10 protein-coding genes are annotated in these 12885 nt (G+C 39.5%); 9 read left to right on the plus strand and 1 reads right to left on the minus strand.

The features are described 5' to 3' along the window. Positions 1-3: 3 nt before the first annotated feature. The 9 genes from ABN099_RS17220 to ybgE all read left to right on the plus strand — a co-directional run bounded on the left by ABN099_RS17220 (position 4) and on the right by ybgE (position 11836). Positions 4-720: a succinate dehydrogenase iron-sulfur subunit gene (locus ABN099_RS17220; protein WP_349465599.1), complete on the plus strand. Its 717-nt coding sequence runs from the start codon at positions 4-6 to the stop codon at positions 718-720. 250 nt (positions 721-970) lie between these two features. Then, entirely contained in the window at positions 971-3775 is a 2805-nt protein-coding gene (sucA, locus tag ABN099_RS17225) for a 2-oxoglutarate dehydrogenase E1 component (protein WP_349465601.1), read from the plus strand. A 13-nt stretch (positions 3776-3788) separates the two neighbouring features. Beyond that, a complete protein-coding gene (odhB, locus tag ABN099_RS17230; protein WP_349465603.1) occupies positions 3789-4997 on the plus strand; it encodes a 2-oxoglutarate dehydrogenase complex dihydrolipoyllysine-residue succinyltransferase in 1209 nt (402 codons plus the stop codon). Between the two features lie 163 nt (positions 4998-5160). Next, the gene (sucC, locus tag ABN099_RS17235; protein ID WP_349465604.1) at positions 5161-6327 is read left to right on the plus strand and encodes an ADP-forming succinate--CoA ligase subunit beta; all 1167 of its coding nucleotides are present in this window, start codon (positions 5161-5163) and stop codon (positions 6325-6327) included. Then, a complete protein-coding gene (gene sucD / locus ABN099_RS17240; RefSeq protein ID WP_349465606.1) occupies positions 6327-7196 on the plus strand; it encodes a succinate--CoA ligase subunit alpha in 870 nt (289 codons plus the stop codon). The genes sucC and sucD overlap by 1 nt, the downstream gene beginning before the upstream one ends. Positions 7197-8685: 1489 nt before the next feature. Continuing rightward, positions 8686-10254: a cytochrome ubiquinol oxidase subunit I gene (cydA, locus tag ABN099_RS17245; protein ID WP_349465608.1), complete on the plus strand. Its 1569-nt coding sequence runs from the start codon at positions 8686-8688 to the stop codon at positions 10252-10254. A gap of 14 nt (positions 10255-10268) precedes the next feature. After that, positions 10269-11426, plus strand: coding sequence for a cytochrome d ubiquinol oxidase subunit II (gene cydB, locus ABN099_RS17250; RefSeq protein WP_349465610.1), 1158 nt, complete (start codon positions 10269-10271; stop codon positions 11424-11426). 12 nt (positions 11427-11438) lie between these two features. Beyond that, entirely contained in the window at positions 11439-11552 is a 114-nt protein-coding gene (cydX, locus tag ABN099_RS17255; RefSeq protein ID WP_004244425.1) for a cytochrome bd-I oxidase subunit CydX, read from the plus strand. Beyond that, complete coding sequence (ybgE, locus tag ABN099_RS17260; RefSeq protein ID WP_349465612.1) at positions 11552-11836, plus strand: cyd operon protein YbgE; 285 nt, start codon at positions 11552-11554, stop codon at positions 11834-11836. The genes cydX and ybgE overlap by 1 nt, the downstream gene beginning before the upstream one ends. Before the next feature lie 105 nt (positions 11837-11941). On the opposite strand, the gene ABN099_RS17265 is transcribed toward ybgE, so the two are convergent. Next, positions 11942-12835, minus strand: a complete 894-nt coding sequence (locus ABN099_RS17265; RefSeq protein ID WP_349465614.1) for a LysR family transcriptional regulator — start codon at positions 12833-12835, stop codon at positions 11942-11944. Between the last annotated feature and the right edge of the window lie 50 nt (positions 12836-12885).

Raw genomic sequence — 12885 nt, forward strand, 5'->3', positions numbered from 1 at the left:
ATTATGAAACTTGAATTTTCGATTTATCGTTACAACCCCGATGTTGACAATGCACCGCATATGCAAGATTACACCCTAGAAGCACCTGAAGGGCGTGACATGATGCTATTGGATGCATTAATTCAGCTAAAGGAAAAAGATCCTACTTTATCGTTCCGTCGTTCTTGTCGCGAAGGGGTCTGTGGTTCAGATGGTTTGAACATGAATGGTAAAAATGGTTTGGCTTGTATCACACCTATTTCATCTTTACGCAGAGGAAGTAAGAAAATTGTGATCAGACCGTTACCCGGTTTACCCGTGATCCGTGATTTAATAGTAGATATGACTCAGTTCTATACACAATATGAGAAGATTCGTCCTTATTTACTGAATGATGACAAAAATCCTCCTGCTCGTGAGAACTTACAGTCACCAGAACAACGTGCAAAGCTTGATGGACTCTATGATTGTATCCTTTGTGCGTGTTGTTCAACTTCTTGTCCGTCATTCTGGTGGAACCCAGATAAATTTATCGGACCTGCAGGGCTGTTAGCTGCATATCGTTTTTTGATTGATAGTCGTGATACAGAAACAGAATCTCGTCTTGATGATCTTAACGATGCTTTCAGTGTTTTCCGCTGTCATGGAATTATGAATTGTGTCAGCGTATGTCCTAAAGGACTTAATCCGACAAAAGCAATTGGTCACATTAAGTCAATGTTGTTAAAACGTAGTGCATAAAATAATAACCGCCCTAAAATAGTTAGGGCGGTTAATGGAAAAACTAAGTTAGGCGTTTGCAATAATAAGTGTGTACAACTAGGCATCTTTAAACACTGTCAGACAGTGCTTAAAGGTTCCTTGAGAGCTAAGCTCCATATTTAAGAACCTGCGAGAGAGCGGGTCATAAGAGAACCTTGCAATCGACACCGTTTAATCACGGTATTAGTTATCCACGGCGAACTAAAGCTGTATAGCTTAAGGGATCATAATGCAGAACGGCGCAATGAAGGACTGGCTAGAATCGACATTTCTAGCAGGAGAGAATCAGTCTTACATAGAAGATATCTATGAAGATTACCTAACTGACCCAAACTCTGTTGACGAAAGTTGGAGAGAGATTTTTCAACAACTGCCCGCAAGTCAAGGCATAGAGCAGTCGCATTCTCAAACCCGCGACTACTTCAGACGCCTCGCTAAAGAATCCACTCGATATCATACCTCGGTAAGTGATCCGGCTACGGACTCAAAACAAGTCAAAGTTTTGCAGCTCATTAACGCCTTTCGTTTTCGTGGTCATCAAAATGCGAATCTCGACCCGCTTGGGTTATGGAAACAAGAATCTGTTCCTGATTTAGATCCAGCTTTCCATAATCTAACGAAAGAAGACTTTGAAGAAACGTTTAATGTGGGATCTTTTGCTATTGGCAAAGAAACCATGAAACTAGGTGAATTATATGAAGCTCTGAAACGCATTTATTGTGGTTCAATTGGTGCTGAATATATGCACATTACCAATACAGAAGAAAAACGTTGGCTTCAACAGCGTTTAGAATCAGTTAATGTTGCAGAACAATTTACTAAAGAAGAGAAACTTCGCTTTTTAACAGAGCTAACTGCTGCTGAAGGTTTAGAGCGCTATTTAGGTGCTAAATTTCCGGGTGCAAAACGCTTCTCTTTAGAAGGTGGTGATGCATTAGTTCCAATGTTAAAGGATTTAATTCGCCATGCAGGTAAACAAGATACACGTGAAGTGGTTCTTGGTATGGCGCACCGTGGACGTTTAAACGTTCTGGTTAACATCTTAGGTAAAAAACCAGCAGACTTATTTGATGAGTTTGCGGGTATTCATAAAGAGCATTTAGGAACAGGTGACGTTAAATATCACCAAGGTTTCTCATCAGATTTTGCGACAGAAGGGGCACAAGTCCACCTCGCATTAGCCTTTAACCCATCTCACCTTGAGATTGTTAGCCCTGTCGTTATTGGTTCTGTTCGTGCTCGTCGAGATCGTTTAGATGAAGCGCGCAGCAATATGGTTCTACCTATTACGATTCATGGCGATGCGGCAGTGACAGGACAAGGGGTTGTTCAAGAAACCTTAAACATGTCTCAAGCGCGTGGTTATGAAGTGGGTGGTACTGTTCGTATTGTTATCAATAACCAAGTTGGTTTCACCACATCAAATCCAAAAGATGCCCGTTCAACACAATATTGTACTGATATTGTCAAAATGGTTCAGGCTCCAATTTTCCACGTTAATGCAGATGATCCTGAAGCGGTTGCATTCGTTACGCGTTTAGCATTGGATTTCCGTAATACCTTTAAACGCGATGTGATGATTGATTTAGTTTGTTATCGTCGTCATGGTCATAACGAAGCTGATGAGCCAAATGCAACGCAGCCTTTGATGTACCAAAAAATCAAAAAACATCCAACGCCACGTAAAATCTATGCGGATAAATTAGTTGAGCAAAGTTTACTTGATGCAAATGATGTTACTGAATTAGTGAATCTTTACCGTGATGCATTAGATCGTGGTGACTGTGTTGTTGAAGAGTATCGTCCTATGGGGCTGAACTCTTTTACATGGGAACCGTATCTTAATCATGAGTGGAACGAAGCGTATCCACATAAAGTAGAGAAAACACGCCTACAAGATTTAGCTCGTCGCGTGAGTAATGTTCCTGCTGAGATAGTGATGCAATCTCGTGTTGAGAAAATCTATGCTGACAGAGCAGTCATGGCTGAAGGTAAGAAATTACTCGATTGGGGGGCTGCTGAAACGCTGGCTTATGCAACCTTAGTTGACCAAGGTATTACCATTCGCCTTTCAGGCGAAGATGCGGGGCGTGGTACTTTCTTCCATCGTCATGCGGTCATTCATAATCAAACTAACGGCTCAGTTTATGTACCATTAGCCAATGTGCATAATTCGCAAGGTCAATTTAATGTTTGGGATTCTGTATTAACTGAAGAAGCGGTACTGGCTTTTGAATACGGTTATGCAACAACAGAACCTCGTGGACTGACTATTTGGGAAGCGCAGTTTGGTGACTTTGCTAACGTTGCACAAGTTGTTATCGACCAATTTATTAGCTCTGGTGAGCAAAAATGGGGTCGTATGTGTGGTTTGGTGATGCTGTTGCCACATGGTTATGAAGGTCAAGGTCCAGAACACTCCTCTGCACGTTTAGAGCGCTATCTGCAACTGTGCGCAGAACAAAATATGCAGGTCTGTGTGCCATCAACACCCGCTCAGGTTTACCATATGTTACGTCGCCAAGCATTACGTGGAATGCGTCGTCCATTAATTGTAATGTCACCAAAATCATTGTTACGCCATCCATTAGCGGTTTCTGAGCTTGATGAGTTAGCAAACGGTAAGTTTTTACCTGTTATTGGTGAAGTGGATGCGTTAAAACCCGCTGATGTGAAACGTATTGTCATGTGTTCGGGTAAGGTTTATTACGATTTATTAGAACAGCGTCGTGCTAATGAGCAAAACAACGTTGCCATTATTCGTATTGAACAACTTTATCCATTCCCACATGAAGATATTGCGCAAATTCTTGCACCATATGCCCATGTAAAAGATTTCGTTTGGTGTCAAGAAGAGCCTCTGAATCAGGGTGCTTGGTACTGTAGCCAGCATAACTTCCGTGATGCTATCTCTACAGGCGCAACATTACGTTATGCAGGACGTCCTGCATCAGCCTCTCCAGCAGTTGGCTATACCTCTGTTCATCAGGAGCAACAAAAAGCTCTGGTTGAAGATGCACTGAAAGTTGAATAAATAAGGATAGAAAATGAGTAGTGTAGATATTCTAGTTCCGGATCTCCCTGAATCAGTTGCTGACGCATCGGTCGCAACTTGGCATAAAAAACCTGGTGATAGCATTCAACGCGATGAAGTGCTGGTTGAAATCGAAACAGATAAAGTTGTATTAGAAGTCCCTGCAAGTGAAGCGGGTGTATTAGAAAGCATTCTTGAAGACGAAGGTGCAACTGTTGGATCACGTCAGTTATTAGGTCGTATTCGTCTTGGTGATAGCACTGGTATTCCTGCTGATATTAAACCTGCTCAAGGTAGCACACCAGCACAACGTCAAAGTGCAGACATTGCAGAAAAAGGCAATAACGATGCACTAAGTCCAACCGCTCGTCGTTTAGTTGCTGAGCACGATATTAATCCTGCTGATGTTAAAGGTAGCGGTGTGGGTGGGCGTTTAACTCGCCAAGATATCGAAGGTCATGTTTCTAGTAATAAGCCAGCAGCACAACCAGCGGCTCAGGTACCACAAGAACTGTTATCGCACCGCAGTGAAAAACGTGTCCCTATGACACGTTTACGTAAGCGTGTAGCTGAGCGTTTATTAGAAGCGAAAAACACCACCGCAATGTTGACTACATTTAACGAAATCAACATGCAGCCAATTAAAGATTTGCGTAATCAATACGGTGAAGCTTTTGAAAAACGTCATGGTGTACGTTTAGGCTTTATGTCTTTCTATATTAAAGCCGTAGTTGAAGCACTCAAACGTTATCCAGAAGTGAATGCTTCTATTGATGGCACTGATGTGGTTTATCACAACTATTTTGATATCAGTATCGCCGTATCAACACCTCGTGGTCTGGTAACACCAGTATTACGTGATGTAGATGCAATGAGCATGGCGGATATCGAAAAAAATATCAAAGCATTAGCGGTTAAAGGCCGTGATGGTAAGTTAACCGTTGAAGATTTAACGGGTGGTAACTTCACTATTACTAATGGCGGTGTTTTTGGCTCATTGATGTCAACACCAATTATCAACCCACCACAAAGCGCTATTTTGGGTATGCATGCTATTAAAGATCGCCCAATGGCAGTAGATGGCCAGGTTGTTATTCTACCAATGATGTATCTAGCGCTTTCTTACGATCACCGTTTAATCGATGGTCGTGAATCTGTTGGTTTCTTAGTGACAGTCAAAGAGATGCTAGAAGATCCAGCTCGTTTATTACTTGATGTATAGGTAATAAATATCGCTTTTAGGCAGGAGATGCTCCTCCTGCCTATCACAAGCAGCATACATAAACATCAAAGAAGTACAGTGTGTTCGTGAAGTCAGATTTCTCTGGCTTATAGTCAAAAAAATAAGAAAGCCCGACTTTCAACAAGATTATGGATAGAACATCATGAATTTACACGAGTATCAGGCAAAACAGCTTTTCTCACGGTATGGATTGCCAGCACCTGCTGGTTTCGCCTGCTCCACACCGCGTGAGGCAGAAGAAGCTGCATCGAAAATTGGTCAGGGCCCTTGGGTCGTGAAATGTCAAGTTCACGCGGGTGGACGTGGTAAAGCGGGCGGCGTAAAAGTCGTTAAATCTAAAGAAGAGATTCGCGCATTTGCTGAACAATGGTTAGGCAAACGTTTGGTGACTTATCAAACGGATGCTAACGGCCAACCCGTTACACAGATTTTGGTTGAAGCAGCAACAGATATCGCGAAAGAGCTTTATCTTGGAGCCGTGATTGACCGTGCTACCCGTCGTGTTGTCTTTATGGCTTCAACAGAAGGTGGCGTTGAAATTGAAAAAGTTGCCGAAGAGACACCAGAGCTGATTCATCGCGCAATAATTGATCCACTGACAGGTCCTATGCCTTATCAGGGACGAGAACTCGCTTTTAAACTGGGCTTAAAAGGCAAGCAAGTTAGTCAGTTCGCTAAGATTTTTATGGGGCTGGCAACTATTTTCTTAGAGCGTGATCTGGCGCTAATTGAAATTAACCCACTGGTTATTACTAAAGAAGACGACCTTATCTGTCTTGATGGTAAATTAGGTGTAGATAGCAACGCATTATATCGTCAACCAGAGATGCGTGAAATGCACGATCCATCACAAGAAGATCCTCGTGAAGCACAAGCAGCGCAGTGGGAACTTAACTATGTTGCGTTAGATGGCAATATTGGTTGTATGGTTAACGGTGCAGGTTTAGCGATGGGAACCATGGATATCGTTAAACTTCATGGTGGTGAGCCAGCAAACTTCCTCGATGTAGGTGGTGGTGCAACTAAAGAACGTGTAACAGAAGCGTTTAAAATTATTTTGTCAGACGAAAATGTGAGTGCTGTATTAGTCAACATTTTTGGCGGTATTGTTCGTTGTGACCTAATCGCAGACGGTATTATTGGTGCTGTTGAAGAAGTGGGCGTCAATGTTCCAGTTGTTGTACGTCTTGAAGGAAACAATGCAGAGTTAGGCACCAAAAAATTATCTGATAGCGGATTAAACATTATCGCCGCTAAAAGTCTAACAGATGCCGCTAAACAAGTTGTTGCAGCAGCGGAGGCAAAATAATGTCCATTTTAATCGATAAAAATACCAAAGTAATTTGCCAAGGCTTCACCGGTAGCCAAGGAACATTCCATTCTGAGCAAGCAATTGCTTATGGCACTAAAATGGTTGGCGGTGTAACACCCGGTAAAGGTGGCACCACACATTTAGGTCTACCTGTATTTAATACCGTTCGTGAAGCAGTAGAAGCAACTGGCGCAACAGCGACTGTTATCTATGTACCGGCACCATTTTGTAAAGATTCCATTCTTGAAGCTATCGATGCAGGCATCAAACTAATTATCACTATTACAGAAGGTATTCCAACATTGGATATGCTGACTGTAAAAGTAAAATTAGATGAAGCCGGCGTGCGAATGATTGGTCCTAACTGCCCAGGAGTTATCACTCCAGGTGAATGTAAAATTGGTATTATGCCAGGACACATTCATTTACCGGGTAAAGTAGGCATTGTCTCTCGTTCAGGAACGCTAACTTACGAAGCTGTTAAACAAACAACGGATGTAGGTTTAGGTCAATCAACTTGTGTTGGTATTGGTGGCGACCCAATTGCGGGTTCTAACTTTATTGATATTCTGAAGTTATTCCAAGAAGATCCACAAACTGAAGCCATTGTGATGATTGGTGAAATAGGTGGTACAGCAGAAGAAGAAGCTGCTGCTTATATCAAAGATCATGTTACTAAACCCGTTGTTGGTTACATTGCTGGCGTTACTGCGCCTAAAGGCAAACGTATGGGTCATGCTGGTGCGATTATCGCGGGTGGTAAAGGTACTGCTGATGAGAAATTTGCCGCATTAGAAGCTGCCGGTGTAAAAACTGTTCGTAGTTTGGCAGATATCGGCGAAGCAATTAAGTCACTTGTTAAATAAGTAACAATTCTGTTAATAATCTCAGTTTGATACTATTAAAATACCAGCCTACTAAATATAGGTTGGTATTTTTTTGTCTGCATTTTTAGATTTCTATTATGTCGTAGCAAAATTGTCTTTTTTATAGCTAGTAAATCTATGTATCTCTTTAGAACTATGTTTTATAATGATTTTATCAAAAATTGATCTATGCGGTTAAATTGTTGAAAAGTATTTTTTCTATCATTCTTGTTGTACATTTTTTCTTATAAAAAGTGTTTTTTGGGGTGAATTGTTAAAAATAACCTTGATAAATAGATTGTAGTAAACGGAAAATGAAATTAAGGATACTTGCTTCTTGTTCTGTGTTTTTTTTATACAATTTAAACTCGATAATATGTAATTAGTAGCAAGTTAATATTTTTTAACTACACTTATGAACTAAGAACAGTCCCAAAATTGCTTTTTATGTCAGTGCAATTTTTCATTTTGAAACATATTAATGAATGGATAAGAGTGGAAGATCGAGAGGCTAGTTAGTGGAAAAAAAACACATTTTCATTGTGTCATCACTTAAAGTCGAATTTTTCTTAGTTTCCTGATGTTTTATTGCATTTTCTCTATAACGCAATTTTTATGGCATTAATCGTACTTTGAATATTAAAAAAATATTACTTTATAACAGATAGATTATCGAACTTTATTGATTATTATAATTCAATGAATCTAACTTATTGATTTTATTTTGTTATGTCCATTTTTTATTTTTTTATTAAAATATAGGTTATGCTTGATTAATAGCGATTTTTTATAATGATAGAAAAAAAAGAAAATACTAATTTTATTGATAACATTTAAAATTGATTATCAAAATAAGAATCTATTTAGCTATTTAAACTTATAGTTATATTAATCCTATTTTTCCTATATTATAAAACGGTAAATTTTAACTTACTAATTAATAGATTATTTTTTTAAAACATTTATTTTTTACCTGCAAAAATGTGTTTTTAATATTAAAATTAGTGAAACATAATTAAATGTGTTTATTTTTAACTCGCTTATGAAAATAAAAAGTTAAGTTTTTTATAGGAAATATAGAGAGGTAAATTAAATTCAAAAACAAAATCAACATTGCTTTAACATAATGCTAACTATTGGGTAAATTATTCGCAACTAGTTAACATTAAAGTGTTTTTTTGATGTAGGTCAAGTTATTAATTGTGGCAAAAATTTCTGAGTATGCTTAAATTGGCGCACGATCAAATATGCTGTTACTAACTTAAAAGTCGTATTGTTGACCTAAGCTCAGAATTCAAATCTGGGTCACGCAAAATATATTTATTATATGTAAATATAAGCGTACTATTTGTAAGGTATTGTGTTTTTGGTCTTTAATATTCGTTGTTGTTTTTAGAGGCATTTATTGCTGGTAGTTATGAGGCTTTATTATTTAATAAAGTCGGGTTGCCGCAAGTCGGTGTCTTCCTGCTAGGAGCAAGGAGTCAAGATGTTTGATATTGTCGAACTGTCACGGTTACAGTTTGCCTTAACAGCAATGTATCACTTCCTGTTTGTACCATTAACGCTTGGTATGGCGTTTATGCTGGCAATCATGGAAACGATATATGTTCTGTCTGGTAAACAAGTTTACAAAGATATGACAAAGTTCTGGGGTAAGTTATTTGGTATTAACTTTGCTCTGGGTGTCGCAACTGGGTTGACCATGGAGTTCCAATTTGGTACTAACTGGTCATATTTCTCTCATTACGTCGGTGATATCTTCGGTGCGCCTCTCGCTATCGAAGGTTTAATGGCGTTCTTCTTAGAATCAACTTTCGTCGGATTGTTCTTCTTTGGTTGGGATCGTTTAAGCAAGAAGCAACACTTAATGGTAACGTGGTTAGTTGCCTTCGGTTCTAACTTCTCTGCACTGTGGATCCTTGTCGCGAACGGTTGGATGCAAAACCCAGTCGCTGCAGATTTCAACTTTGAAACCATGCGAATGGAAATGTTGAGCTTTGCTGATCTGGTTCTTAACCCTGTTGCTCAGGTGAAATTTGTTCACACTGTTGCTGCTGGTTACTGTACTGGTGCATTCTTCGTATTAGGTATCAGCTCTTACTACCTACTTAAAGGTCGTGATATCGGTTTTGCAAAACGTTCTTTTGCAGTTGCGGCAACTTTCGGTATTGCAGCTGTATTATCTGTTATCGTTCTAGGTGATGAATCTGGTTACGAAATGGGTGACGTACAAAAAACCAAACTGGCGGCAATTGAAGGTGAATGGCATACAGAAGCAGCTCCTGCTGCATTTAATCTGATTGCATTCCCTAATCAAGAAAAAATGGAAAACTCGTTTGCTCTACAAATTCCTTATGTAATGGGAATTATCGCAACGCGTTCTTTCGATACGCCTGTATTAGGTTTAAATGACTTAATGAGTCAACACGAAGTGCGCATTCGTAATGGTATGAAAGCTTACGCATTACTGAATGAGCTGCGTTCTGGTAACACAGATCCTCAAGTTCGTGCAGCATTTAATGACGTGAAACAAGATCTTGGTTATGGATTACTGTTGAAACGTTATACAGAGCAAGTTGTTGATGCGAGTGAAGAACAAATTAAAGCGGCTGCAAAAGATACAATTCCTAATGTAGCGCCTCTGTTCTGGTCATTCCGTTTAATGGTTGCTTCTGGCTTCCTGATGTTATTAATTGTAGCAATCTCTTTCTGGACTGTTCTGTCAAACCGCATTGGTAACTACAAATGGTTGTTGCGTGCTGCCCTGTTTAGTATTCCATTACCTTGGATTGCTATTGAAGCAGGTTGGTTTGTCGCAGAATATGGACGTCAACCGTGGGCTATCGGGGAAATCTTACCTACAGCAGTTGCGACTTCATCACTGACACAAGCTGATATTCTTGTCTCAATGGGTCTAATCTGTGGTCTGTATACTCTGTTCTTAGTTGCCGAAATGTTCCTGATGTTCAAATTTGGTCGCCTTGGGCCGAGTAGCCTGAAGACGGGTCGCTATCACTTTGAACAGAAGACTACTTCTTCTGCACAAAGTAAGTAACACAGGAGTCCACTATGTTTGATTATGAAGTATTGCGGTTTGTCTGGTGGCTACTGATTGGTATCTTACTGATCGGCTTTGCTGTCACCGACGGTTTTGATATGGGTGTTGGTGTTTTATTGCGAGTTATCGCAAAAGATGACACTGAACGCCGTATTTTGATTAACTCAGTAGCACCTCACTGGGATGGTAACCAAGTATGGTTAATCACCGCGGGTGGTGCGTTATTTGCTGCATGGCCAATGGTTTATGCTGCGGCATTCTCTGGTTTCTATTTCGGTATGATTTTAGTACTGGCGGCACTCTTCTTCCGTCCAGTCGGTTTTGACTACCGTTCTAAACTAGAATCTCCAAAATGGCGTGGTATGTGGGATTGGGGCATCTTTATTGGTAGCTTCGTTCCACCATTAGTTATCGGTGTTGCTTTTGGTAACCTATTACAAGGTGTTCCATTAGAAGTCGATAGCATGCAACGTGTATCTTACAATGGTACAACTAACGCTATCATTAACCTGTTAGGTCTATTAAACCCATATGGTTTATTAGCGGGTGTGATTAGCTTAATGATGATTATTGCACATGGTGCAAGCTATCTTCAGATGCGTACTACAGGTGAGCTGCATGAGCGTACTCGTAAAGCAACTTACATTACCTCATTAATCACTTTCGTAGCATTTGCAGTAGCAGGTGTGTGGTTAATCTACGGTATTGATGGCTTTATTATTACTAGTGCTGTTGATACTGCTGGTCCATCATCACCATTGCTGAAAACTGTTTCTCATGAAGCAGGTGCTTGGATGACAAACTACAACAAATATCCAGCTTTATGGGCACTGCCTGCATTAGGTCTGATTGCTCCTTTACTGGCGATTGTAGCAACCAAAGCAAATAAAGGTGGTTGGGCATTCCTGTTCACTTCACTGACTATTGCTTGTGTTATCTTGACTTGTGGCGTGACTATGTTCCCATTTGTGATGCCTTCAAGCACTTTCCCAGATGTGAGCTTAACAATGTGGGATGCAACATCTAGCCTGTTTACTCTTCAGGTAATGACTGTTGTTGCGATTATCTTCGTACCACTGGTTCTGCTGTACACCATCTGGTGTTACTGGAAAATGCATGGTCGCCTTGATAAGAAATTTATCGAAGGCAATAATCATAGTCTTTACTAAGGAGCATAGAGTATGTGGTATTTTGCATGGCTTCTCGGCACACTCTTCGCTTGTAGTATTGCGGTAATCGCAGGACTGGCTTACGAGCACGCTGAAGCAAAAAAAACTTCAGAAAGTGAAGAATAATGTTGGATAAAAGCTACCAACTACTAAACAAGGGCCCGATTAGGGCTCTTGTTTTAATCATGGCACTGGGTATGGCATTCTGTGTAATGTGGGATCCTAGCCGCTTTGCCGCTAATACAAGCTCTTTGGCTATTTGGCAAGGAATATTATTGATTTGGGCTGTATGTGCAGGTGCAACTTTTGGGGTGGCATTTCATCCTAAACATGTTGTTGCAAAATGTTTACTGCATCCAATCCCTGCAATTATTATTCTGATTATAGGGTTGTATTATTTCTTCAGTTAATAGAAATGCCTTATTTCTTATCACTCAATGAAAAAGAAATAAGGTATTTTAATTGTTTTCCCCCATTCTTTTTATTCTCCGGTTTTTATCAAACTTCTTTATTATTTATATATCTAATTTAATATTTTCTTTTAAAAAATCAATGAATAAGCGTGTTTTCCGTGGTACATGCTCACCATAAGGAAAAATAACATTTACTGATTGTGATAATAGAGGTAATTCAGGAAAAAGAGCAATAAGCTCACCTTTTGCAAGTTCCTCTTTAATATACCATTGCGGTAAAATCGTCATACCAGCATGGTTAATAGCCATCTTTTTTAATGCAGCAATGGTGTTGGTTTCAAAAAAGCTATTTTGATGCAGCTGTGAAAATAGCGCATTTAACTTAACATCATGGCTAAGTTTACTATGACGCAAATTACTATTTGCTAAATAGGGTAGTGTGGATAAATCTTCGCTATTTTCTAATGAGAATTTTTGCAATAAAAGAGGAGAGGCAACCAGTTTTATTGTGTAATCAGCGAGCTTTCTATGGCGGTAGTTACTGTCTTTGAGCGTGCCTAAACGAATAGCAAGGTCTAATTTATGGTTAATTAAATCATCAATTGATGAATTAAACATATACTGAATTTGTAGTTGAGGGTGCAACTGCATAAATTGATTTAATAGCGGCAAAATATAGTATTCACCAAATTCAGAGGTTGAGCTTAATCGTAAGTAACCTTGCAACTCTTGTTGACCAAGACGCGCTTTATCGAGCGTTTGCTCTAATTGCATTAAGACTTGGCGAAAATCTTGATAAAGTATTTCACCTGTTTCAGTCAGCGTAAATCTGCGTGTATTACGATTAAGTAAAGAAACACCGAGTTCTGTTTCTAACGCTTTGATATGAATACTTACCATTGATTTACTTAGGCGTAAATATCTTGCAGCTTGAGTAAATGAGCCCGTATCAACTACCGCAATAAAAGAGCGGATCCTATCTATTTGGTTTTGCATGATTGTTTACTCTGATTAAACAATAAGTTCTATTTTGTCAGATAGACGCT

The sequence above is a fragment of the Proteus hauseri genome (assembly GCF_040139125.1).
Taxonomy (GTDB): domain Bacteria; phylum Pseudomonadota; class Gammaproteobacteria; order Enterobacterales; family Enterobacteriaceae; genus Proteus; species Proteus hauseri_B.